This is a genomic window from Kitasatospora phosalacinea (assembly GCF_000717185.1).
Lineage (GTDB): Bacteria > Actinomycetota > Actinomycetes > Streptomycetales > Streptomycetaceae > Kitasatospora > Kitasatospora phosalacinea_A.
On sequence record NZ_JNYE01000051.1, the window covers coordinates 17,562 to 42,204 of the forward strand.

The 24,643-nt window shown below is 74.8% G+C and carries 16 protein-coding genes; 5 read left to right on the forward strand and 11 right to left on the reverse strand.

The features are described 5' to 3' along the window. The first annotated feature begins 102 nt into the window (after positions 1 to 102). Positions 103 to 2,589, forward strand: a complete 2,487-nt coding sequence (locus OO57_RS21640) for an ATP-dependent Clp protease ATP-binding subunit (RefSeq protein ID WP_033254239.1) — start codon at positions 103 to 105, stop codon at positions 2,587 to 2,589. A 65-nt stretch (positions 2,590 to 2,654) separates the two neighbouring features. Here OO57_RS21640 and OO57_RS44840 read toward each other — a convergent pair whose 3' ends face one another. From OO57_RS44840 to lpdA, 5 genes are all read right to left on the reverse strand, one after another. Further along, positions 2,655 to 2,822, reverse strand: a complete 168-nt coding sequence (locus tag OO57_RS44840) for a hypothetical protein (protein WP_199811298.1) — start codon at positions 2,820 to 2,822, stop codon at positions 2,655 to 2,657. A 72-nt stretch (positions 2,823 to 2,894) separates the two neighbouring features. After that, positions 2,895 to 4,049, reverse strand: coding sequence for a PRC and DUF2382 domain-containing protein (locus OO57_RS21645; RefSeq protein ID WP_033254240.1), 1,155 nt, complete (start codon positions 4,047 to 4,049; stop codon positions 2,895 to 2,897). 137 nt (positions 4,050 to 4,186) lie between these two features. Further along, on the reverse strand, positions 4,187 to 4,444 hold the full coding sequence (locus tag OO57_RS43995) for a hypothetical protein (protein ID WP_033254241.1): 258 nt from the start codon (positions 4,442 to 4,444) through the stop codon (positions 4,187 to 4,189). 55 nt (positions 4,445 to 4,499) lie between these two features. Continuing rightward, positions 4,500 to 5,852 carry a DUF2252 domain-containing protein gene (locus OO57_RS21655; RefSeq protein ID WP_033254242.1) on the reverse strand — a complete coding sequence of 451 codons (1,353 nt, stop codon included), beginning with the start codon at positions 5,850 to 5,852 and terminating at the stop codon, positions 4,500 to 4,502. Positions 5,853 to 5,967: 115 nt separating this feature from the next. Further along, positions 5,968 to 7,374: a dihydrolipoyl dehydrogenase gene (lpdA, locus tag OO57_RS21660; protein WP_033254243.1), complete on the reverse strand. Its 1,407-nt coding sequence runs from the start codon at positions 7,372 to 7,374 to the stop codon at positions 5,968 to 5,970. A gap of 135 nt (positions 7,375 to 7,509) precedes the next feature. Between lpdA and OO57_RS21665 the strand changes: the two genes are divergently transcribed. After that, positions 7,510 to 8,730 carry an RNA-guided endonuclease InsQ/TnpB family protein gene (locus tag OO57_RS21665; RefSeq protein WP_033254244.1) on the forward strand — a complete coding sequence of 407 codons (1,221 nt, stop codon included), beginning with the start codon at positions 7,510 to 7,512 and terminating at the stop codon, positions 8,728 to 8,730. 31 nt (positions 8,731 to 8,761) lie between these two features. Here OO57_RS21665 and OO57_RS21670 read toward each other — a convergent pair whose 3' ends face one another. The 4 genes from OO57_RS21670 to OO57_RS21685 form a co-directional block, all read right to left on the reverse strand. Next, on the reverse strand, positions 8,762 to 10,171 hold the full coding sequence (locus tag OO57_RS21670) for a M1 family metallopeptidase (protein ID WP_033254245.1): 1,410 nt from the start codon (positions 10,169 to 10,171) through the stop codon (positions 8,762 to 8,764). A gap of 36 nt (positions 10,172 to 10,207) precedes the next feature. Beyond that, entirely contained in the window at positions 10,208 to 14,023 is a 3,816-nt protein-coding gene (locus OO57_RS21675) for a Pls/PosA family non-ribosomal peptide synthetase (protein WP_033254246.1), read from the reverse strand. Between the two features lie 310 nt (positions 14,024 to 14,333). Further along, positions 14,334 to 16,292, reverse strand: coding sequence for an APC family permease (locus OO57_RS21680; protein WP_106974070.1), 1,959 nt, complete (start codon positions 16,290 to 16,292; stop codon positions 14,334 to 14,336). Positions 16,293 to 16,501: 209 nt separating this feature from the next. Then, positions 16,502 to 17,062, reverse strand: a complete 561-nt coding sequence (locus OO57_RS21685) for a DUF421 domain-containing protein (RefSeq protein ID WP_033254248.1) — start codon at positions 17,060 to 17,062, stop codon at positions 16,502 to 16,504. 236 nt (positions 17,063 to 17,298) lie between these two features. Between OO57_RS21685 and OO57_RS46865 the strand changes: the two genes are divergently transcribed. From OO57_RS46865 to OO57_RS21700, 3 genes are all read left to right on the forward strand, one after another. Next, positions 17,299 to 19,539 carry a PP2C family protein-serine/threonine phosphatase gene (locus OO57_RS46865; protein ID WP_051778057.1) on the forward strand — a complete coding sequence of 747 codons (2,241 nt, stop codon included), beginning with the start codon at positions 17,299 to 17,301 and terminating at the stop codon, positions 19,537 to 19,539. Between the two features lie 547 nt (positions 19,540 to 20,086). Beyond that, positions 20,087 to 20,869 (forward strand): VOC family protein, encoded by a 783-nt coding sequence (locus OO57_RS21695; protein WP_033254249.1) that lies wholly within the window; start codon positions 20,087 to 20,089, stop codon positions 20,867 to 20,869. Between the two features lie 237 nt (positions 20,870 to 21,106). Beyond that, on the forward strand, positions 21,107 to 22,318 hold the full coding sequence (locus OO57_RS21700; protein WP_033254282.1) for an aminotransferase class V-fold PLP-dependent enzyme: 1,212 nt from the start codon (positions 21,107 to 21,109) through the stop codon (positions 22,316 to 22,318). 49 nt (positions 22,319 to 22,367) lie between these two features. Here the strand turns inward: OO57_RS21700 and lepB are convergent, their stop codons facing one another. Both lepB and OO57_RS21710 read right to left on the reverse strand, forming a co-directional pair. Further along, a complete protein-coding gene (gene lepB / locus OO57_RS39650) occupies positions 22,368 to 23,135 on the reverse strand; it encodes a signal peptidase I (protein ID WP_051778058.1) in 768 nt (255 codons plus the stop codon). 169 nt (positions 23,136 to 23,304) lie between these two features. Continuing rightward, the gene (locus tag OO57_RS21710; RefSeq protein WP_033254284.1) at positions 23,305 to 24,516 is read right to left on the reverse strand and encodes a serpin family protein; all 1,212 of its coding nucleotides are present in this window, start codon (positions 24,514 to 24,516) and stop codon (positions 23,305 to 23,307) included. Positions 24,517 to 24,643: the final 127 nt, after the last annotated feature.

Sequence of the window (24,643 nt, forward strand, 5' to 3'; positions counted from 1 at the left end):
TCCCCGGCCACCTGTCCGGATCACCCCGCGGGGCGGCCTGTGCCCCGGATTGGCATAGTTCGGGAGGACCGCTGCCCGTCCGCCCATGGGAGTGCCTCCACGATGACCATGCCCGGCTTCGGCTCTTTCGGCTCCGACGACGCCTTCTCCGAACTGCTCAACCGCTTCTTCGGCCTGAACCCGGCCGCCTCCCCGCCCGCCGTCCAGCGCGTCCCGATCGGGCGGCTGCTGACCGAGTCCGCCCGCGACCTGATCGCCCGCGCCGAGCTGCGCGCCCAGGAGGACGGCAGCGCCGACCTGGACACCCCGCACCTGCTGTGGGCCGCGACCCGGGTCGAGCCGTCCCGCGGCCTGCTCGCCCGAGCAGGAACCGACCCGGACGAGCTGGCCGCCGCGCTGGAGCGCGTCCTGCCCGCCGGCGCGGCCGACCCGTCCGTCGACCCGGGCCTGACCCCCGCCGCCAAGCGCGTCCTGATCGGCGCGCACGCCCGCTCGCAGGCCGCCGGGGTCTCCTACATCGGCCCCGAGCACGTCCTGGCCGCGCTGCTGGACGACCCGGACTCGGCGGCCGGCAAGCTGCTGAACGCCCGGGGCGACGCCTCCCGGCTGCGCAGCGGCACCGAGGCGGCCGTCCGCGGCGAGCGCGCGCCCGCGAAGGACGGGAGCCGGACGCCGACCCTGGACGAGTACGGCCGCGACCTCACCGAGGACGCCAAGCTCGGCAAGCTGGACCCGGTGGTCGGCCGGGCCGAGGAGATCGAGCAGACCGTCGAGATCCTCTCCCGCCGCTCCAAGAACAACCCGGTGCTGATCGGCGAGCCCGGCGTCGGCAAGACCGCGATCGTCGAGGGCCTGGCGCAGCGGATCGTCTCCGGCGACGTGCCGTCCACCCTGAAGGACCGCCGGGTGGTCTCGCTCGACCTGTCCGGCCTGGTCGCGGGCTCCAAGTACCGCGGCGAGTTCGAGGAGCGGCTGAAGAACGTCATCGACGAGGTCCGCGAGGCCGCCGACTCCACCGTGCTGTTCATCGACGAGCTGCACACCGTGGTCGGTGCGGGCGCGGGCGGCGAGGGCGCGATGGACGCGGGCAACATGCTCAAGCCCGCGCTGGCCCGCGGCGAACTGCACGTCGTCGGCGCCACCACCGTCGACGAGTACCGCAAGTACGTCGAGAAGGACCCGGCGCTGGAGCGCCGCTTCCAGCCGGTGCTGGTCCCCGAGCCCTCGGTCGAGGAGACCGTGCAGATCCTGGAGGGCCTGCGCGACTCCTACGAGGCGCACCACCAGGTCCGCTTCACCGACGAGGCGCTGCGCGCCGCCGCCGACCTCTCCGACCGGTACGTCTCCGACCGCTTCCTGCCCGACAAGGCCATCGACCTGATCGACCAGGCCGGCGCGCGGGTCCGGCTGCGCGGCCTGAACCGCTCCACCGAGGTGGTCGGCCGCGAGGACGAACTCGCCAAGCTGCGCCGCGAGAAGGACGAGGCGGTGGCCGCCGAGGACTTCTCCCGCGCCTCCGAGCTGAAGACCAGGATCGCCGACCTCCAGGCGCAGACCGACGAGATCGAGGAACGCCGCGAGGGCGTGGTCTCGGTGACCGTCGACGACGTCGCCGACGTGCTCTCCCGGCAGACCGGCATCCCGGTCTCCCAGCTCACCGAGGACGAGAAGGCCCGGCTGCTCAAGCTGGAGGACGAACTGCACGCCCGGGTCATCGGCCAGGACCGGGCGGTGGTGGCGGTCTCCGAGGCGGTGCGCCGCAGCCGGGCCGGGATGGCCGACCCCGACCGGCCGGTCGGCTCCTTCCTGTTCCTCGGCCCGACCGGCGTCGGCAAGACCGAACTCGCCAAGGCCCTGGCCGAGTTGATCTTCGGGGACGAGGACCGGCTGGTCCGCTTCGACATGAGCGAGTTCCAGGAGAAGCACACCGTCTCCCGCCTGGTCGGCGCCCCGCCCGGCTACGTCGGCTACGACGAGGCCGGGCAGCTCACCGAGGCGGTGCGCCGCCGCCCGTACAGCGTGCTGCTGTTCGACGAGGTCGAGAAGGCCCACCCGGACGTCTTCAACGCGCTGCTGCAGGTCCTCGACGACGGGCGGCTGACCGACGCGCAGGGCCGCACCGTCGACTTCCGCAACACCGTGGTCATCATGACCTCCAACATCGGCTCGCAGCTGATCCTGGCCCACAAGGGCGAGACCGACGAGATCCGCGACCGGCTGATGGAGGAGCTGCGCGGGCGCTTCCTGCCGGAGTTCCTCAACCGGATCGACGACATCATCGTCTTCGACGCGCTGGACGCCGACGACCTGCTGCGGATCGTCGACCTGATGCTCGCCGACTCCGAACGCCGGGTGAAGGCCCAGGGAATGGACCTGGAGGTCACCACTGCCGCCCGGGACTGGCTGGTCGCCAAGGGCCACCAGCCCGAGTTCGGCGCCCGCCCGCTGCGCCGCACCATCCAGACCCAGCTCGACAACCGCCTCGCCACCATGCTCCTCGGCGGCGACCTGCGCCCCGGCGACACCATCGTCGCGGACGCGAAGGACGGCGAACTGGTCTGCTCGATCGGCCGCCCCGAGCACTCCTGACCCCTCCCCCGGAGCCCCGTCGGTCACCCCCGGCCGACGGGGCTCGGGCGCGTCCGCGGCACCGGCTAGCGCGGGGTGGAGCGCCTGGCGCGGCCCATCCGCATGCCGGTGACCAGCAGGGCGCCGACGAAGAGCACCGCGCCGATGACCAGCAGCCACAGCAGGCCCTTCACCAGCACGCCGACGAACCCGCACACCACGGCGATCAGCACGATCACCAGCAACCAGGCCACGTGGACCTCCCTCGGTCGTTCCGGCCGCCGTCGGCGGGGCCCGGCGCTACCGCCGGGCCCCGTCGGGCGGTGTCACCGGTGGCGCCCCTGGCCGGGGGTGTCCTTGCCGGTGGTCCCCTTGCCGGTGGGGGGCAACTTCTTGTCGCGGTCGGGCAGTTCGGCCTCGATGCGCTCCTTGCGCACCTCGCCGGTGACGGTCCGCTGCTCGACGTGCTCCTCGGTCACCAGCCGCACCCGCTCGACCGGGACGGCCTCGGTGCGCACCACCGGCCGCTCGCCGTGCAGGGTAATGTCGTACTCGGCCTCCGAGATCGGCTCGCCGGACAGCGCCTGGCCCCGGTTGGCCTCGGTGATCGGCTCGCGTTCGACCCGGACCTCCTCGTGCCGCACCGGCACGGTCTGCTGCTCCTCCTCCGTGACGACGTACTTGCGCAGCCGGGCGTGCCCGGTCTCGTAGCGCTCGATGCCGACGTGCATCCGCTCCTCCGAGCGGGTCATCGCGTCGTCACCGCGCTCCGGCCTGCCGGTGCCCCGGGCGCCGGACGCGGTGGTTCCGGCCATACCGGTGGTTCCGGCGGCCCTGCCGGTGGCCCCGGTGGCCCCGGTGGTCCCGGTGGCCCTGGCGGTGCCGGTGGCACCGGCAGCACCCATGGCGCCGGTCGTCCCGGGGGTGCCGGTCGTCCCGGGGGTGCCGGTCGTCCCGGGGGTGCCGGGAGTGCCGGTCAGGCGGGTGTCGGAGGGGCCGGTGCCGGCCCCGGTGGGGCGGCCTGTCGCGGGCTTGGTCGCTGCCGCTCCGGCCGCTCCGGCCGCACCCGCTGCGCCCGCGGTGCCCGCGGCGCCCGTACCGCCCTGCCCGGAGTGGGCCCAGCCGCCTTCACCGGGCTGGTTGGCGGCCTTCCAGGCGTTGTCCCAGGCGATGCCGTAGTGCTGGTACAGCCGGTGCTCCTCCTGCTCGGAGAGGTGTCCGCCGCCGTCCACGTCGACGTTCGGCGCGTCCTTGACCTTGTCCTTGTCGTAGGGCACCTGGAGGTGGCCGTCGACCACGTGGGCGTCGCGGAGCGGGACGAAGGACTCGCTGGCACCGAACCAGCCGGTCTTGACGCTGACCCACTCGGGTTTGCCCGTGGAGTCGTCGAGGTAGAGGTGGTCCGCCTTGCCGATCTTGTTGCCCTGGGCGTCGTGGACGGGCTGGTGCAGCATGGAACGGATCTGTTGCTCGGTGATCATTTGCACACGCCTCCTTCACATTCCAGCACTGCGCGCCTGGCCGACCGGGGGCGAACGAAACCCCTCTCCGCCCCGCGCGCGCGAATCGGCATATGCCAAACCGAGGGCGCGGGGCCGACGTGGACACCTGAAACCGGCTACACCCCGCCGTCCCCGTCCCCGTCCCCGCCCCCGGCTCCGTCCCCGGCTCCGTCCCCCTCCCCGTGGCCGTGGCCGTGGCCACCCGGCTCCGGCTCAGGCCCGGACTCGGGCTCCGGCTCGGGCTCCGAGCCGTCCTCCTCCCCCCGGTCCTGCTCGGCGTACTCCCCCGGCCCGGCCCGGTCGGGCCGCCACGGCAGGCCGTCGCCGTCGACGGGGTCGCCCCCGGCCGCCCTGTCCGACTTGTGGTGGGTCACTGTTGCCTCCGACGGTGCAGTTGGTGCGGACGTTGCCGGTCTTGCGCCCCCGGGATCAGGCGTCCTCGGCCTGGACCTCGCCGGAGGCGATGGCGTCGGCGAGCCGGGCGTGGTCGGCGGTGTTGAGCTCGGCGTAGTGGTGGGCGAAGGCGGCCACCGCGCGGTCGAAGGTGTCGCTGCGGCCGAGGTAGGCGGCGATGGCGATCCGGTCGCCGGAGCGGGCGTGGGCGCGGGCCAGGGCGGTGCCGCACAGGACGGCGTAGGCGCGCAGGCCGCGGGTGGTCATCTGGCCGACCTCGGCGGAGCCCTTCATGTCGCGCAGCTGGCGCCAGTAGAAGTGGCGCCCCCCGGGGCCGGTCATCCAGCCGAGGAAGATGTCGCTCGCGGCCTGGGTGAGCCGCTGCCCGGCGACCACCCGCTGCCCGTGGTGGGCGTACCGGCTGGGCCCGGCGTAGGGCTCCAGGACGGACGCCTCGGCCTCCTTGACCTGGAGGACCAGCGGGTCGTCGGCGTCCCGGCCCTGGAGCAGGACGACGAAGCAGCGGGTGCCGACGCTGCCGACGCCGACGACCTTGCGGGCGGTGTCGACGTAGCGGTAGCGGTCGAGCAGGCGGCCGCGCTCCTCGGGGAGGGTGGCGCGGTAGTCGGCGAGCATGCCGTGCACCTCGTCGGCGTCGAAGCCGACGTGCTCGATCAGCGGGGGCTGGTCCTTGAAGCGGCGGCGCCCGTTCGCGGTGGTCTCGGTGAGCTTGCCCGCGGCCTGCAGGCTGTCGCGGCGGCGGGCGGCGGCGAGACCGGCCTCGGTGCGGCGGCGCGGCTTGCCCTTGACCTGGTCGGGCAGGTCGTCGGCGTCGATCCGCCGGTACCAGACCGGGAGTTCGCCGAGCGCGGCGAGTTCCCGGACGTGCTCGCGGTAGGCGCGGACGGCCCCCAGCACGACCCGGTGGGCCTCCTCGGGGCCCTCGCCGTTCTCCCGGGCGGCGACGGCGAGGCTGGCGGCCAGGCGCTGGACGTCCCACTCGAACGGGCCGGGCAGCGTCTCGTCGAAGTCGTTGAGGTCGAACAGCAGGGCGCGTTCGGGCGAGGCGAACAGCCCGAAGTTGACCAGGTGGGCGTCGCCGCAGAGCTGGACGGTCAGGCCGCTGTCGGGGGCGGTGGCCAGGTCTGCGGCCATCACGGCGGCCGCGCCGCGCAGGAAGGCGAACGGGGAGGCGGCCATCCGGCCGTTGCGGATCGGCACCAGGTCCGGGAGGCGGCTCTCCGCCTGGGCGCGGAGCACCGCGAGCGGGTCGGGGCGGTCGGCGGCGGGCCGCCAGTGGCCGGTGGTGGAGCGGGGGGCGCGCTTGCGGGCGGCGCGGCCGGCCTCGGTGCGTTCGTCGACCGTCAGGTAGGGGGCGGGGGCGTCCATCGGCGGACTCCTCACGGCTCGGGGCCGGAAGACGTACCGCCCCGGCGCGCCCCCGTACCAGCGGGGGGCGCCGGGGCGGCGAGCACTCACCCGGACGGCGGCACCGCCTGCGGTACTACATGTTGATCATGTGGCCGGCGAGGCCGTGGACGGCCTCCTTGACGGCCTCGCCCAGCGTCGGGTGGGCGTGCACGTTGCGGCCGACCTCGTGCACCGTGAGGTCCCACTGCTGGGCCAGCGTCAGCTCGGGCAGCAGCTCGGTGACCTCGGGGCCGATCAGGTGGGCGCCGAGCAGTTCGCCGTGGGTCTCGTCGCAGATGACCTTGACGAAGCCGACGGGGTGGCCGAGGCCGTGCGCCTTGCCGTTCGCGGTGAACGGGAACTTGGCGACCTTGACGGCGTGGCCCTGCTCCCGGGCCTGCGCCTCGGTGTACCCGAAGCTGGCGACCTGCGGCTGGCAGTAGGTGGCGCGCGGGACCATCACGAAGTCGATCTCCATGGTCTCGGCCCCGGCGATGGTCTCGGCGGCGATCACGGCCATCGCCTCGGCGGCGTGCGCGAGCATCAGCTTGGCGGTGACGTCGCCGATCGCGAAGATGTGCTCGACGCTGGTGCGGCCGCGCCCGTCGACGGCGATCGCGCCGCGCTCGGTGAGCTGCACGCCGGTGACCTCCAGGCCGTAGCCCTGCACCCGCGGCACGAAGCCGATCGCCTGGAGGACCTTGTCGGCCTCCAGCACCTCCTGCTTCCCGTCCCGGGTGACGGTGACCTTCACCGGCCCCGCCGGGTCGGAGTCGTCGATCGCGTCGACCCGGGTGGAGGTGAGCACCTTGATGCCCAACTTGCGGTACTGCTTGGCGAGTTCGGCCGAGACGTCGGCGTCCTCCAGCGGCACCATCCGGTCCAGGAACTCGACGATGGTGACCTTCACGCCGTAGTTGTGCAGCACGTACGCGAACTCGACGCCGATCGCGCCCGCACCCGCGATGACGATCGACTCCGGCAGCTGCTCGGTGAGGATCTGCTCCTCGTAGGTGACGACCCGTTCGCTGAGCGAGGTGCCGGGCAGCAGCCGGGTGGTGGCGCCCGCGGCGACGATGCAGTGGTCGAAGGTGACGACCTCGAAGCCGCCGCCGCTCAGCGCGACCTGGAGGGTGTGGTCGTCGACGAAGGTGCCCCAGCCGTCGTACTCGGTGATGCCGTTCTTCTTCATCAGGTAGTGGACGCCCTTGACCCGGCCGTCGGCGACCTGCCGGGAGCGGTTGAACGCCTTGCCGTAGTCGAAGGACACCTTGCCGTCGACCTCGATGCCGTACAGCTCGGCCTCGTTGAGGACGGTGTGCGCGAGCTCGGCGTTGCGCAGCAGGGCCTTCGAGGGGATGCAGCCGACGTTCAGACAGACGCCGCCCCAGTACTTGGCCTCGATCACGGCGGTGCGCAGGCCGAGCTGGGCGGAGCGGACGGCGGCGGTGTAGCCGCCGGGGCCGGCGCCCAGGACGACCACGTCGTAGTGCGTGCTCATCGGATCTCCTTCGTGGATACTCCCGGCTTCAGCCGGGGGAGGAAACGAAGCTCCCGCGTAGCGGGGGGCGGTACGGCGTACCGGTAGTTGATGATGCTTCACATGGTCACATACAGGGGTAGTAGTGTGTGAGACATGGCGGCCACCCACGTGAAGCGGGCTTTCAAGTTCCGCTTCTACCCGACCGATGCGCAGGCGGCTGAGCTGTCGCGCACCTTCGGTTGCGTGCGGAAGGTCTACAACATGGCGTTGCGGGCTCGTACCGAGGCGTGGACGCTGCGTCGGGAGCGGCTGAACTACAACGCCACGTCGGCGATGCTGACGGCGTGGAAGAAGACGGAGGAACTGGCGTACCTGTCCGAAGTGTCGTCCGTGCCGTTGCAGCAGTCGCTGCGACACCTGCAGGGGGCGTTCTCCAACTTCTGGCAGAAGCGGGCGAAGTACCCGACCTTCAAGTCGAAGAAGAAGTCCCGCCGCTCCGCCGAGTACACCACCAGCGCGTTCCGCTACCAAGGCGGCCGGCTGACCCTGGCCAAGATGGCGGAACCGCTGGACATCGTGTGGTCCCGTCCGCTGCCTGAGGGCGCGGCTCCCTCCACGGTGACCGTGTCGCAGGACGCTTCGGGGCGCTGGTTCGTCTCGCTGCTGTGCGAGGACCGGCCGTCGATGCCCGCTCCGGTCAACGCGGCTGTCGGTGTCGACGCCGGGATCACCAGCCTGGTGACGCTCTCCACCGGCGAGAAGGTCGCCAACCCGAAGTTCGAGCGCGCCGACCGCGAGCGCCTGGCCAGGGCCCAGCGGGAGCTGGCCCGCAAGGCCAAGGGCTCCCGCAACCGGGACAAGGCCCGTGTCAAGGTCGCCCGGGTGCACGCCCGCATCGCCGACCGCAGGCGTGACTTCCTCCACAAGCTCACCACTCGACTCGTCCGCGAAAACCAAACGGTCGTGATCGAGGACCTGACGGTCCGCAACATGCTGGGGAACCACGGCCTCGCCCGGGCGATCTCGGACGCCTCGTGGACCGAGCTGCGGTCCATGCTGGAGTACAAGGCCCAGTGGTACGGCCGCGAGCTGATCACCGTCGACCGGTGGTTCCCCAGCTCCAAGCTGTGCTCGGCCTGCGGGACCATCCGCAACGCGATGCCGCTGAACGTCCGCGAATGGGAGTGCGCCTGCGGTGCGGTCCACGACCGGGACGTGAACGCGGCACGCAACATCCTGGCCGCCGGGCTGGCGGTTGCAGCCTGTGGAGACGGTGTCAGACCTCAACGGAGCACTCCGGGCGGGCAGTCGTCGGTGAAGCAGGAAGAAGTCCCACCGCCGCGCCCACGCGCAGCGGCTCAGCCGCGAGGCTGAGGGGAACCCCCGCCCCAGGGCGGGGAGGAAGTCAAGTTCCTCGATCCTTCAGGAAGCGGCGGACGGCCTCGCGGCCCGTGCCTCCCAGTACACCAGGCCGGGGGGCGGGGGAAGGCTCCGGCACCGGCAGGTCGGGCAGCGCGCCCCGGTGCAGCCAGGCGTCGAGCAGCGGGCCGAGCGGGCGGTCGGTGTAGCGGGCGGCGTGCGCGGCGAAGTCGGCGGTGGTGACGACGGCGTGCCGGTAGGCGGTGGCCCAGTCGCGCAGCAGCCGGAAGAACTCGCCGTCGCCGAGGGCGCAGCGCAGCGCGTGCACGGTCAGGCCGCCGCGCTCGTAGACCCGGTCGTCGAACATGTGCCGCTTGCCGGGGTCGCCGATCGCCAGGTCCTGCGGCAGCGCGCGCAGTTGCCGGTGGGCGTCGGCGGCCAGGCGCTGGGCGGTGGGGCCGCCGGTGCGCTCGGACCACAGCCACTCGGCGTACTTGGCGAGGCCCTCGTTGAGCCAGATGTGCCGCCAGTCGGCGACGGTGACGCTGTTGCCGAACCACTGGTGGGCGAGTTCGTGGGCGACCAGGCGCTCCCAGCCGCGCCGCCCGTCGACGTGGTTGCGGCCGAAGGTGGCCATGCCCTGCGCCTCGACGGGCACGTCCAGGTCCTCGTCGACGACGGCGACGGTGTACCCGTCGAACGGGTACGGGCCGAACAGCTCCTCGAACAGGCGCATCATCTGCGGCTGCCGGGCGAAGTCGTGCTCGAACCGGGCGGTCAGCGGCTGCGGCACCCAGCCGCTCTGCGGCACCGTCCCGGGGGCGCGCTCGGCCAGCGGCACCCGGCGCAGCGGGGCGACCACCAGCCCGACCAGGTAGCTGGCGGTGGGCGCGGGCTGCTCGTACACCCAGGTGGTGGCGGAGGAGCGGGTGGTGCGGCTGAGCAGGCGGCCGCCGGTGACCACGGCGTACGGGGACGCGGTGGTCACCGTCAGCTGGTAGGCGGCCTTGTCGGCGGGGCGGTCGTTGCAGGGGAACCAGGACGGGGCGCCGGTGGGCTGGGAGGCGACCAGGGCGCCGTCGGTGATCTCCTCGAAGCCGAGGCCGCCCCAGGGGCTGCGCACCGGCCGCGGGTTGCCGGACCAGTGCACCTCGCAGGTGAACACCGCCCCGGCGGCGGGGGCCTTGGCGGGCTTGACCCGCAGCTTGCCGTCCCGGTGGGCGTGGTGCGCGGGCTTCCCGTCGACCAGCACCTTGCCGATCCGGAAGTCGGCGAGGTCGAGGGTGAACTCGCGCAGCGGTTCGGGCCCGGCGATGGCGGCGATCCGGGCGGAGGCGGCCAGCCGGTTGGGGCCGGGCCGGTAGTCGAGCGCGAGCTCGTACCGGTGGGCCCGGTAGCGGCGGTCCCCGTGCCGGGGGAAGTACGGGTCGGCGTCGGGGGCCTGCTTGGGGCTCAACGCGGGGGTTCCTCCTGGCGCGGGGGCGGTCATTGCTTACTGCCAGGCTTCGATCGGGTTGCCGAGCCAGCGGGTGTCGGCGGGCACCGTCTCGGCGCGCATCACCAGGGAGGCCGGGCCGAGGGTGGAGCGCTCGCCGACGGTGCTGCCGGGCAGCACGATCCCGCCCGGGCCGAGGGTGGCGCCCGCGCGGAGCTCCACAGTATCCAGCCGCATGATCCGGTCGTGGAAGAGGTGGGTCTGCAGGACGCAGCCGCGGTTGACGCTGACGCCGTCGCCGAGGGTGACCAGGTCGGCCTCGGGCAGCCAGTAGCTCTCGCACCACACGCCGCGGCCGATCTTCGCGCCGAGGGCGCGCAGCCACAGGTTCATCAGCGGCGTCCCGGCGGTGCGGCCGACCAGCCAGGGCACGGCGAGGACCTCGGTGAAGGTGTCGGCGAGCTCGTTGCGCCACACGAAGCCGGACCACAGCGGGTGCTCGACGGCCCGGAACCGGCCGACCAGCAGCCACTTCGCGGCGGCCGAGACCAGGCAGGCGGCCAGGCCCGCGGCCAGCAGCACGAGGCCCGACAGCAGCGGCTGACCGAGGGCGCAGAGCGCGGCGGCGGTGAGCACGGCCAGCGCGGTGGAGGCGAGCACCGGCACGATCCGGGCCAGTTCGGTCGCCCCGCGGGCCCAGCGCAGCCGGGCGGGCGGCTCGTAGGTCAGCGCGAGGTCGGCGGTGTCGGCGGCCCGGGGCAGCTTGACCGGCGGCATGCCGAGGTAGGAGCTGCCGCGCTTGGCCTTCTTCGGCGTCGCGGACAGCACGCCGACCAGGCCCCGGTCGGGGACGGCCCGGCCGGGCGCGGTCATCCCGGAGTTGCCGAGGAAGGCCCGCTCGCCGATCTCGGCCCGCCCGATCCGCACCCAGCCGCCGCCCAGCTCGTACGGGGCGATCAGGGTGTCGTCGGCGAGGAACGCGCCGTCGCCGACCTTGGTCAGGCTGGGCAGCGCCAGCACGGTGGACACCTCGGCGCCCTTGCCGACCCGCATGCCCAGCAGCCGCAGCCACACCGGGGTGATCAGTCCGGCGTACAGCGGGAACAGCGTCTCGCGGGCCAGGTCCATCAGCTGGCTGACCGTCCAGGCCTGCCAGCCGGTGCGGCCGTGCAGCGGGTGGTAGCCGGTGCGCAGGCCGAGCGAGAGCAGCCGGACGCCCGCCAGGACGAGCGCGGCGTAGGCCAGGCCGTAGGCGAGGGTGGCGGGGACGAGGGCGGTCAGGGCGCCGCGCAGGGCTTGGCCGAGGCCGTCGCCGGGGTGGACGAACCGCCCGGCGACCAGCAGGGCGGGCAGCGCGGCGAGCAGCGGCAGCAGGGAGAGGGCGAAGCCGGTGGCGCCGTAGGCGGCGGCCCAGCCGGGGGTGCGCGGCGGGCGCTGCTTCGGCCAGCCGCGTTCGGCCTTGCCGGTCTTGGCGGCGGGCGCGCCGGCCCAGCGCTGGCCGGTGGGGACGGCGCCGGTGACGCCGGAGCCGGGGGCGACCTCGGCCCGCTTGCCGATCTTGGCGCCGGGCAGCAGGGTCGAGCGGGTGCCGACCACGGCGCCCGCGCCGATCCGCAGCGCGCCGATCTCCAGCCGGTCGCCGTCCAGCCAGTGGCCGGACAGGTCGACCTCGTTCTCGACGGCGCAGCCCTTGCCCAGGCGCAGCAGGCCGGTGACGGGCGGCAGGGCGTGCAGGTCGACGTCGGGGGCGACCCGGCAGCCGAGCGCCCGGGCGTAGCGGATCAGCCAGGAGCCGGAGAGCTGGACCGCGCCGGTGGCCTCGGCGAGCCGTTCGGCGGTCCACAGCCGCAGGTGGACGGAGCCGCCGCGCGGGTACGTGCCGGGGCCGACGCCGCGCAGCAGCAGCCGGGCGCCGCCCGCGGCGAGCGCCAGGCGGCCGGGCGCGGAGTACAGCAGGACGGCGCCCGCGGCCAGCAGCCACCAGGGGGCCACGGGGGCCCACGGGTAGTCGCCGAGCAGGTGCAGCACGGTGCCGAGGACGCCGAGGGCGAGGCTCCAGCGCAGGCCGGTGAGGGTGGCCAGCGGCAGGGTCAGCAGCAGTTGCAGGGCCTGGGCGCGGCGGGGCACGGGGGCGACGGTGCGGGCCGGGCCCTCGGCCCGGGCGGACTTCTCCAGCAGCCGGGCCAGCTTGCGCAGGGTGGGCTGCTGGTAGACGTCGAGGACGGAGGCGGCCGGGTAGCGGGCGCGCAGCAGGGTGGTGAGCTGGGCAGCGGCCAGCGAGCCGCCGCCGATCGCGAAGAAGTCGTCGGCGGCGCCGCGGGGCGGGGTGCCGAGGATCTGCGCCCACTGCTCGGCGAGCCAGGCCTCGGTGCCGTACAGCTGCTCGGTGGGGCCGGAGGCCTCCAGGTCGGGCAGCGGCCAGGGCAGCGCGTCCCGGTCGACCTTGCCGGAGGTGCGGGTGGGCAGGTGCTCGACGGTGGCGAGCAGCGGGACGAGGGCGGCGGGCAGTTCGGCGCGCAGCCGGGCGACGGCGGCGTCCCGGTCGAAGCCGTCCTGGGCGACCAGGTAGCCGACCAGCAGCTGGTTGCCGCTGCGGGCGGTGCGGACGGCGGCGGCCGCGCCGGAGACGGCGGGCAGCGCCTGGAGGGCGGCGTCGACCTCGCCCAGCTCGATCCGTCGTCCGCCGAGCTTGATCTGCTCGTCGGCGCGGCCGAGGAAGACCAGGCCCTCGGGTTCGGCGCGCACCAGGTCGCCGGAGCGGTAGGCGCGCTCCCAGCCGAGGGATTCCAGCGGGGCGTACTTCTCGGCGTCCTTGGCCGGGTCGAGGTAGCGGGCCAGGCCGACGCCGCCGATCACCAGCTGGCCGCTGCCGCCCATCGGGACGACCTCGCCCGCCCCGTCGACGACGGCGAGCTCCCAGCCGTCCAGCGGCAGGCCGATCCGGATCGGGGCCCGGCCGCTCATCAGGGCGCCGCAGGCGACCACGGTGGCCTCGGTGGGGCCGTAGGTGTTCCACACCTCGCGGCCCTCGGTGACCAGGCGTTCGGCGAGTTCGGGCGGGCAGGCCTCGCCGCCGAAGATCAGCAGCCGGACCTCGTTCAGCGCCTCGGCGGGCCACAGCGCGGCCAGGGTCGGGACGGTGGAGATGACGGTGATCTCCTGCTCGGCCAGCCACGGGCCGAGGTCGGCGCCGGAGCGGACCTGGGCGCGCGGGACGGGCACCAGGCAGGCGCCGTGCCGCCAGGCCAGCCACATCTCCTCGCAGGAGGCGTCGAAGGCCACCGACAGTCCGGCCATCACCCGGTCGCCGGGCCCGATCGGCTCGTCCCGGAGGAACATCGCGGCCTCGGCGTCGACGAACGCGGCGGCGCTGCGGTGCGTGACGGCGACGCCCTTGGGCCTGCCGGTGGAGCCGGAGGTGAAGATGATCCAGGCGTCCTGCTCGGGCCCGGGCGCCCGGGCGTCGTGGCCGGAGGGCTTGACCCGGTCGAGGGCGTACCCGGCGCCGATCACGGCGTTGACGTCGGCCTCGCCGAAGACCAGCTCGGCCCGCTCGTCCGGGTCCTCGAAGTCGACCGGCACGTACGCGGCGCCCGCGGCGAGCACAGCCAGGACCGCCACGTACAGCTGGTTGCCGCCGGAGGGGACGCGGACGCCGACCCGGTCGCCGAGGCCGACGCCCGCCCTGGCCAGGTGCCGCCGGACCTGCTCGACCTCGGTGAGCAGCGCCGCGTAGCTGAGCGTCTCGCGCCCGTCGTCCAGCGCCGGCTCCTGCGGGTGGGCGGCGGCGGTGGCCGCGAGCACGTCGACCAGGGTGCGCGGGGCGGGCGCGGACCGGGCGCGGAACAGTGCGGTGGCGGGGGCGGTGGTCATGGCTGCAACGGTCCTCGTCCTGGGTTCCCCGGCGATCAACCGAAGGCGTCGAAAGCACGACAACCTGGGCAAGTTTACCGGTCAGGGCGGGTGGACGGCCGGAAGCGGCGGCGGCGCGGAGCCCGGTGGCGGCCGCCGGGGCAGGGCGGCTCGGGCCGACGGATCGTCAGCCCGCGCCGCTGCGGGGCAGGTTGCGGGGGTCGGGCGGGGGTTCGGGCTGACGGGTGGTCAGCTCACCGGCGCGCCGCCGCGCGCCGGGAGTTCACCCACTGTTCACGCCCCCGCCCCCTCGGCCCGGCCCCCGGGGCGGTCAGCGGCCCCGGGTCGGCTCGCCGCGGCGGACGGCGCCGGGGGCGCGGCGGGCCGGGCGGTCGGCGCGCCCGGCCGAAGTCAGCTGCCAGGGAACGGAGATGACCATCACGCCGGGGGTGAACAGCAGGCGGCTCTTGAGCCACAGCGCGGACTGGTTGTGCAGCAGGTGCTCCCACCAGTGTCCGACCACGTACTCGGGGACGATGACGGCCACCGCGTCGCCGGGGTGGGCGGCGGTCAGCTCCCGGACGTGCGCGACGACCGGCTTGGTGATCTCCCGGAACGGCGAGTCGAGCACCCGCAGCGGGACCTCCACCCCGCCGTCCTCCCACTGGGCGCGCAGTTCGGCGGTGGACTCGGGCTCGACGTCCACGGTGACGGCCTCCAGGGTGTCCGGGCGGAACGCCTGCGCGTAGCCGAGGGCCCGCAGGGTGGGCCGGTGCAGCTTGGAGACCAGCACCACGGCGTGCACCTGCCGGGGGCGGGACGCCTCCTCGCCGTCCGCGACGGCCAGCTCGGCGGCGACGGCGTCGTAGTGGCGGCGGACGCCGCGCATCATCAGCCACAGCAGCACGGCGGCGACCACGGCCAGCCACGCTCCCTGCGTGAACTTGGTGATCAGCACGATGACCAGGACCAGCGCGGTGGTGACCGCGCCCAGCCCGTTGATGATCCGGGAGCGCTGGGCGGCGCCGCGCACCGCCGGGTCGCCCTCGGTGGCGAGCGTGCGGTTCCAGTGCCGGACCATGCCGATCTGGGAGAGCGTGAAGGAGGTGAACACGCCCAGGATGTACAGGTGGATCAGGCTGGTGACGTCCGCCTCGTAGAACCACAGCAGCGCCCCGGCCGCCACGGCGAGCGCGAGGATGCCGTTGGAGAAGGCCAGCCGGTCGCCGCGGGTGTGCATCTGCCGGGGCAGGTAGCGGTGCTGGGCCAGGATCGAGGCCAGCAGCGGGAAGCCGTTGAACGCGGTGTTCGCGGCCAGGATCAGCACCAGCGCGGTGACCGCCTGGACGAAGTAGAACAGCACGCTGTCGGAGCCGCCGAAGACGCTCGCGGCCAGCTGGGCGATCACGGTCTGCTGGGTGTGGGCGTGGCAGTCCCCGGCCAGGCCGGTCAACTGGCAGGCGTCCTCGACGTAGTGCACGTGCGAGGTCAGCGCGAGCAGCGTGACGCCCGCGAACATCACCACCGCGACGACGCCCATCACCGCCATCGTCGCGGCCGCGTTGCGGGACTTCGGGGCCCGGAACGCGGGCACGCCGTTGGAGATCGCCTCGACGCCGGTCAGCGCCGTGCAGCCGGAGGCGAAGGCGCGCAGGCCCAGCATCAGCAGCCCCAGGCCCTGCAGGGCGTCCTTGCCGTCCTCGGCGGCGACGCCCAGGTGCGCGGTCGGCGCCTGCGGGCCGTCGCCGAACGCGAGCCGGACCAGGCCGGTGACCACCATCAGCAGGATGGCGCCGATGAACAGGTACGTCGGCGCGGCGAACGCCCGCCCCGACTCGCGCACCCCGCGCAGGTTCACCGCGGTCAGCAGCGCCACGAAGCCCAGCGCCAGCGCGACCCGGTGGTCGGCCAGCGAGCCGAACGCCGAGATCATGTTGTCCACGCCGGAGGCCACCGACACCGCGACCGTCATCACGTAGTCGACCAGCAGCGAGGCCGCCACCACCAGCCCCGGGTTCGCCCCGAGGTTGCGCGACACCACCTCGTAGGAGCCGCCGCCGCTCGGGTAGGCGTGCACCACCTGCCGGTAGGAGAGCACCACCACGGCCATCAGGGCGACCACGCCTAGCCCGATCCACGGCGTCAGGTACAGGAACGCGGTGCCGCCGACGGTGAGCACCAGCAGGATCTCGCCGGTGGCGTAGGCCACCGAGGAGAGCGGGTCGGAGGCGAAGATCGGCAGCGCCAGCCGTTTGGGCAGCAGCGTCTCGCCGAGTTCTTCGCTGCGCATGGCGCGGCCGATCACGAGGCGCTTGAGCGCCTGGGGGAGGTTGAACACAGCACGGCAGCGTATGCGTCCCGAAAAACGGCCAATCAGCCTGTCAGACTGTCGGATTTCTGCCATTTCCGCAGGCCAGAGCCGGTTTCGGCGATCAATTCGAAGGCTCCGGGCCGGAACGGGCCTGCCGTTAAGGATTCGTCAATATCTTCGCGACGGGTTCACGGCCCGGCGGGCAGCCGGGCCTCGATCGCGGCCAGCGCGGCCCGGAGCGCCGCCACGTCGTCCTTGTCCGCGACCTGGTCGCCGTCCTTCAGCTCCACCAGCAGCGTCCCGCCCGGCTCCAGCACGATCAGCGAGGTCTCCTCGATCGCGTCCCCGCCCTGGTGGCGCACCGCCACGTCCAGGTCGGCGACCCGGATGCCCTGCTTCGCGATCGTCCGCCGGTCGTACGCCCCGTCCCGGGCCAGCACCGTCGGCGTCCCGTCCAGCAGCCGGTTGAACCAGTCCCAGCGGGCCGCCTGCCGCACCAGCACCCAGTCCGTGAGCAGCAGCACCGCCGCCCCGAACAGGCCGCCGGTCACCGAGTTGTCGTTCCCGATCACCGCGTTCTGCACCACGTTCGACAGCAGCAGCATGACCACCAGGTCGAAGGTGTTCAGCTGCGCCAGCCCGCGCTTGCCGATCAGCCGCAGCAGCACCAGCAGCGCCAGGTAGACCAGGACGGTGCGGATGGTCTTCTCGACGTACGGGATGCCCGCGACGAACATGGCCTGCCACATGGCGGCCACCGTAGGCGCCGGCACGACCGCCGCACCGCATCCACGCCAGCCGTCCCCCCAACGGCCCAGCGGCCGGACGGGGCCCGCGGGCGGCGGCCCGTCCGCGGAGCTGCGCGGCCGGGTGCTTGGCAGATGCCGGATAAGCGATAAATATGACTTATGTGACCTTTTTCCCTTCTGGTCGCTCCGGGTCTCTGGAAGCCTTGCTCCCACCCGACCTGCCGAAGGAGCCCCCCGTGACCGGCACCCCCCGGCGCGCCGTCCGCCTGCTGCTCGTGGCCGCCGCCTCGCTGTGCGTGCTGCTGCCGCTGCTGCGCGGCGCCACCGCCGCCGGGGCCGTCGTCGAGTTCGGGCTGGGGCGGGCGGAGGGCGCCGCGGCGCAGCTGGGTTCCGCGCTGGCGATGCTGACGGCGTTCCTGCTGGCGGGGCGGGCGGTGGACGCCTGGGGGTGGCCCCGGGTGCTGCGGTGGACGCTGGGGGCGATGGTCGTCGGCGGCGCGGTCGCGGTCACCGCCGGGCACCCCTGGACGTACCTGGCCGGGCGGACCCTGGAGGACGCCGGCTCCGCCGGGGTGCTGATCGCCGCGCTGGCGTCCGTCCCGGTGCTGAACCTGCCCGGGCGGATCACCCGGGTGGTGGGCGGGGCCGTCGCGGGCGTCGCCACCGCCTTCGTACTGGGCGCGAACATCGCGGTGCGGATCGACACGGTCGCGGGCTGGCGGCTCGGCGAGGCGGTCCTCCCGGCCGCCGCGGCGCTGCTGCTGCTCGTCTCGCTGCGCCTGCTGCCGCGCGAGCGGCTCCCCCGCTCGCGGTCCCGCGCCGCCCCGGTGTGCGGGCCCGGGATCGCGGTGGCGGCGCTGCTGGCCGTCGCGGGGCTGGAACTGGGCCCGCTGCACGACTGGTCGGACCCGCTGGTGGGCTGGCTGCTGTGCGCCTCGGTGGTGCTGTTCGCGGCCTGCCGGGCCCGGAGCGTACTGCTGGCCCGGCAGCGCCCCGAGCCGGTGCCGGCGCCGGGAGTGCCCGCCCGAGCCGCGGGCGGGGCGGTGGCGGCGGGCGCGACGCTGGGCTTCACCCAGCTCGCGCTGACCGCGGCCCTCCCCGTGGTACTGCTGCAGCGCGGCGTGACGATCGGGCACGTGACGCTGTCGATGTCCGGCTACGGGCTGGGCATGCTGGCGGCCGGACTGGCGGCCCGGTACTGGCGGCTGACCCCGCTGACCAGCGCCTCGCTGGGCCTGCCGCTGGCCGCGGTCGGCCTGGCCTCGCTGCACTTCCTGCCCGCCGGGGCCGGGCGGGCCGCACTGCTGGCGGGCGCGGTGTCGGTGCTGGTGGGCTTCGGACTGGTCGTCGTGCAGATCCCCTACCTGGCGGGCTTCCTGGCCGCGCTGCCGCGGCAGCGCCGGGCGGAGGCCTCGGCGCTGTACCCGGCGGCGATCCTGTTCGGCGGGGTGCTGGGGCAGGCCGTGCCGGGCAGCACCGCGCTGGTGACCGGCGGGGGCGGCGCTCCGGAGCTCGGCACGGTGCTGTGGGTGGCCTGCGGCGTGGTCGCGCTGGTGTCGATGCTGCTGGGCCGCCCCGTGGTGTCGCTGGCGGTGGCCGCGGCCGCCGGGCTCCAGCACCTGCTGCTGGTCGCGCTGGCGGGCGAACGGGTCGCGAACCGTCCCGGCGCGGCCGTGGCGGCGCTGGCGGTGGGCGCGGCGATGGGCCTGGTGGCGTGGAGCCGGCGCCAGCAGTCGGAGCGGCTGGCCCGCGTCCGGGCCAGCGAGATCGCCCTCCAGCAGGCCGTCCTGCACCCGATCCCGGCGCAGCTGGGCGAACTGCGGCTGGTCGGGCACTACCAGCCCGCGACGGCGGGCACCGGCGTCGGCGGCGACTTCTTCGAGGCGGTGCGCACCCCGCACGGCACCCGGCTGCTGATCGGCGACGTCCGCGGCAAGGGCCTGCAGGCCGTGCAGACCGTCACCGACCTGCTCGGCTGCTTCCGCTCCCAGGCGCACGAGACCGCCGACCTGGGCGAGCTCGCGGCCCGGCTGGACCGGCAGCTCGCCCGGCTGGCGGCGGCCCGCGGCGACGAGGAGCTGTTCGCCACCGCCCTGTTGCTGCAGCACCGCGACGGCGGCACCCAGGTCGAGGTGGTCAACTGCGGGCACCTCGCCCCGCTGCGGATCGGCCCGGACGGTGTGCGCACCACCCCCGTCCCGGCCCTGCTCCCGCTCGGCCTGGGCGCGCTCGGCCTCGGCCCGGCGCCCGTCCCGACCCCACTGGCCCTGCCGGGCAGCTCGGCGCTGCTGCTGCACACGGACGGGCTGAGCGAGGCCCGCAACTCCTCCGGCGAGTTCTACCCGCTGGGCGAACGGCTGTCCGCACTGCGGGCCACCGACCCGGGCCGGCTGGTGAAGCGGCTCACCGAGGACGTCCGCGACTGGACGCACCAGCTCTCCGACGACATCGCACTGATCGCCCTCACCCGGGCGTAGGCCCTGCGGGCGGCCCCTGCGGGCCCGGGACAGCAGATCGACGGGCGGGCCGAGGACGGTCTCGGCGGGTGCCCGCGGGCCCGGGCCCGGAGGGGCGGCGGGGTGGCGGGACGGCACACGGACGGGCGGGACGGGCAAGGACGGAAGACGGGAACCCGACAGGTGCCCGCGGGCCCGGGGTCGGAGCGGCGGCGGGAGGAACCCGGGCAGCGGGAGGGGCGGGACGGCGTGGCGCGCGGACGGGTGGGACGGGGCGGGTGCCCGCACGCCCTCACCCGGGTGCAGGCCCTGCGGGCCGCCCCCTTGCCGGCCCGGGACAGCGGATCGACGGCGGGTGCCCGCGGGCCCGGGGCCGGAGGGGCGGGAGGAACCCCGGCAGCGGGAGGGCGGCACGCGGACGGGCGGGACGACGGGTGCCCGCACGTCCTCACCCGGGCGTAGGCCCTGCGGGCTGCCGCCGCGGCGGGTTCCGGTGGCGGATCCGGGGCGGCGCCGGGAGGGTGGCTGCGGGGGACGCCCGGATGACCCGAACCGGAAAGAGCGAGAGATGCCCGAAGTCACCACCCCGTACGCGACCGGCACCCCGTGCTGGGTCGATCTGATGGCGAAGGACCAGCAGGCGGCGCTGGACTTCTACCGCGACCTGCTCGGCTGGCAGGGCAAGCCCGGCCCGGCCGAGTTCGGCGGGTACGCGGTCTGCGAGCTGGACGGCCGGGCCGTCGCCGGGATCGGTCCGGCGATGGCGCCCGAGGGGATGCCGGAGCCGCCGACCGTCTGGACCAGCTACCTGGCCAGCACCGACGCGCAGGCCACCCAGGACGCGATCGTCGCCGCGGGCGGCACGCTGATCGTCCCGACGGTGGAGGTCGGCGACCTGGGCCGGATGCTGGTCGCCGCGGACCCGCAGGGCGCGGTGTTCGGCGTCTGGCAGCCCGGCGAGTTCTCCGGCGCCAAGGTGGTCAACGAGGCCGGGGCGCTGACCTGGAACGAACTGCACACCGGCGACGTACCGGCCGCCACCGCGTTCTACGGCGAGGCGTTCGGCATCGAGATCGAGCCGCTGGACGGCGCCGACTCGTACTGGGAGCTACGGGTCGGCGGCCGCGCGGTCGGCGGCGTCACCCTGCTCGCCAACGACCCGCCCGGCACCCCGGCGCACTGGCTGACGTACTTCGCCGTCGACGACGTGGACTCCACGGTGGACGCCCTGGTCAAGCGGGGCGGGACGGTGCTGGCGCCGCCGTTCGACATGATGGCGGGCCGGATGACGGTGGTCGCCGACCCGCAGGGCGCCCCGTTCGCGATGATCCGGCCGCAGCCGCTGGCGTAGCCGCCCGCCCGAGCCGCCCGCCCCCGTTCCGTGCCGGGGGCGGGCGGTGGCGCGTTCGGGGCAGGGCGGGGCAGGACGGGGCCGCAGGTGACCAGGAGCGGGAGGAGCGGGGCGGCGGCCGAGGCGAGGCCGGGGCGCCCCGGTGGCCGGGGCGGGGGGCGGCTGTGCCAGGATCTTCGCAGGTCACCGGGGCAGCGTCGCCCGACCGGAACGGAGAGCACAGTCGTGGGCACAGCCGTGGACACCCTCGTCGCACCCGAGCCGCTGCTGTTGCGGGACGGGCGTCCCGCCGCCGCCGGGTGGTCGCTCGACCCGGGGATGCGGCACCTGAACCACGGCTCGTTCGGCGCGGTGCCGGTGGTCGCGCAGCGCGAGCAGCAGCGGCTGCGCGAGGAGATGGACGCCTCGCCGGTGCTCTGGTTCCCCGCGCTGCCCCGCCGGGTCGCCGCCGCGCGGGCCGCGGTCGCCGGGTTCCTGGGCGTACCGGCCGAGTTCACCGCGCTGGTGCCGAACGCCAGCGCCGGGGCGAGCACCGTGTACGGGAGCCTGCCGCACCGGGACGGCGGGGAGGTGCTGGTCACCGACCACGGCTACGGGGCCGTGACGATGGGCGCGGCCCGGCTGGCCCGGCGCTGGGGCGGGGCGCTGCGCACCGTGCACGTGCCGCTGGGGGCGGGCCCGGCCGAGGCCGCGGCGGCGGTGACCGGGGCGGTGACGGAACGGACGGCGCTGATCGTGCTGGACCGGATCACCTCCGCGACCGCCCGCTACCTGCCGGTCGACCTGGTGGGCGCGTTCGCCCGCGAGCGCGGCGTCCCGCTGCTGGTCGACGCCGCGCACGTGCCCGGCCTGGACGAGGACCCGCTGGCCGGGGCGGACTGCGACGCCTGGGTCGGCAACCTGCACAAGTTCGGCTGCGCGCCGCGCGGCACCGCCGCGCTCGTCGCCCGCGGCGAACTCCGGCACGCCCTGCACCCGTTGATCGACTCGTGGGGTGCGGAGGAGCCGTTCCCGGAGCGCTTCGACTCCCAGGGCACGCTGGACGTCACCGGCTACCTGGCCGCGCCGACCGCGCTCGACTTCGTCGCCACGCAGTGGGGTTGGACCGAGGCCCGCCGCTACATGGGCGAACTCGCGGACTACGCCCAGCAGTTGATCGGTGCCGAGATCGCCGCCGCGACCGGCGAACCGGCCGCGGCGGACGTCGGCATGCCCGTGAACGCCCTGCGCCTGGTCAAGCTCCCGTCCGGCCTGGGCCGCACCCGCCTGGAGGCCGACGCCCTGCGGGACCGGCTGGCCGCCGAGTTCGGCGTCGAGGCGGCCTTCACCAGCTTCGGCGGGACGGGGTACTTCCGGCTGTCGACGCACGTCTACAACACCGCGGAGGACTACGAGTACTTCGCGGAGCGGTGCGTGCCGGTGCTGTGCGCGTGGGCACGCGAGAGCTGAACCGGGGCCGCCACGCCGACAATCCGGCGGAGGCGCAGGGCGGTTGGGCTCAGGGCGTCTTGTCGAGGGAGGTCGGGGCCGGGGCCGGAGCCGGGGGCTGCTCGGCGGCGGGCTGCGGGACCGGGGGCTGGGCGCCGAAGGGGGGCTGGGCGCCGTAGGGGGGCGTCGCGCCGAGTACCCAGGCCGGGTAGGCGAGGGCCTCGGGCGGGGCGGTGCGCCGACGGCGGCGGGCGATCAGGGAGAGGACCAGGGACACCGGGAGGAGCGCCAGGCCGAGCAGGAAGAGGAGGCCGACGGTGGCCAGGGCGGCGGTGCTCCCCTCGGTGCGGGCGAGCACCGAGTCGACCGGGAAGGTCCCCCGGGCGCGGGAGTCCAGGGAGTTGGTGCGGTGGTCGCCCATCACGAACATCTCCCCGGCGGGGACGGTCACGTCGAAGCAGCGGAAGCCGTTGGGCTCGCCGCCCTCCAGGTAGGGCTCGTCGAGCGGCGCGCCGTTCAACTGGACGGGCTGGTCGCCGCACTGGGCGATCCGGTCGCCGCCGAGGGCGATCACCCGTTCGAAGCCCTTCTCCTTCTTCCCGGCGGCCCCCTCCTCGTCCGTGAAGACCACCACGTCACCGCGCCGGACCTCCCCGGGGTCGATGCCGTAGGTGGTGACCCGTTCGCCGGCGCGGTAGGTGGGGCTCATGCCGTTGCTCCCCAGCACGATCACCCGCGGCCGCAGGGAGATCCCGTAGCCGATCGAGGCGGCCGGGAGCGCCAGGCCGACGATCAGGAAGACCAGTGCGGTCTTGCCCAGCCCGCTCCACCGTTTCATGTCCGTGCTCACTCCCCCGGTGCCCCGCGCCGCTCGGCGCCCCGCACCCCGTAGACCGCGCCGTGCGCGCGGATAGACCCGGGAGTGTAGCGAGCGGCCCGGACGGCGCCGCACCACGGGGGCGTCACCGCTCGGACTCCGGATCGTCCGCCTCCGGCTCGAACTCGTCCTACTCGAACTCGTCCGGCTCGAACTCGTCCGGCTCGGCCGGTTTCGGGTCGGCCACCCAGCCCGCGGCCAGGACCAGGCGGGAGGTGCGGTGGACGGCGAGGAAGGCGAACGGGCGGTCGAACTCCGCGGTGAGGCGCCGGACCAGGTACGGGGGCCTGGTGGCCGCTCCCCCGGCGGCCGCGCCGAAAGCGGTGACCGAGGCGGCCCGGAAACCGCGCGGGCCGAAGACGGCGGTGGTGGCCTGCCGGGCGGCGTCGACCGCCAGCGGTTCGGCGCTGATGCCGGAGAAGTGGCCGCGGGTGGTGTCGGAGGCGGTGCGCAGGCCGAACAGGTCGGGCCGCTCCAGCAGGTCGTGGTCGTCCGCCAGGTCGAACTCGACGGTGCTGACGAGGAGGGCGGGTTCGCGGGAGTAGCTGCCCACCCAGCCCGCGGTCAGGCCCGGTCCCGGTGCACCGTCGGGGAGTTCGGTGCCGGGGCGCAGCAGGCGGGGGTGTTCGGCGGTGCGGACGGCGGCGGCGAGGACCGCGCCGGGGGCGGCGTCCTCGGGGCCCAGGCAGAGGTGGACGTCGACACCGCGCAGGCCCAGCACCTTGAGGACGGTGAGCGGCCCGGCCTCGGGGTCGTCGGCGACGCCGACCCGGTCGAGCAGGCCGGTGCGGCGGTACAGGCTCGCGACGCGGCGGTCCCGCCAGGGGCCGGTCTCGGGCACGTACGGGTTGGAGTGGAAGCGGCGGATCCAGTCGGTGCGGACGGTGAGCGCGGCGGCCAGCAGGAGTTCGGTGTCGGGCGTGACCTCGACGGGCATCCGGGGGATCGCGCCCGCGGTCCGCTCGGCGGCCCAACCGTCCAGCGCGGCGCGGTCGGTGGCCGGGTCGCCGGTGATCCGGCGGTGGCTATGCGGGGGCAGGGCGGCGGTCCAGTCCGGTTCGAGCGGGAGGTGCTCCCTGGTCCAGAGGCCGAGGGCCGTGGTGACGCCGGGCGTCCGGTCGAGGGCGTCGAGCAGTTCGCGTCCGGCCGCGGCGGCACCGGCGGTCGGGACGCCGAGGGCGTCGGCGAGTTCGCGGGCGGCGGGGCCGGTCGCGCCCGCGGCGAGGAGGGCGAGCGGGGCCCAGGCGCCCGGGGCGCTGAAGGCGGTGTTGCGGCCGTCGGCCGGGGCGGTGCGCCCCCAGCGGGCGGTCAGCTGGTTGACGGCGCGGACGGTGCGGTGCATCGGCACGGTTGCGGTTCTCCCCCGGTGTGGTCCCGTCCCGGAGGGTAGGCGCTCCGCGGGGGCGACGGCCAGCGGTTATCCGCGCACCGCCTGACGGTGCGTGCGGCCTCGCCGCCCGGCCGGTGCA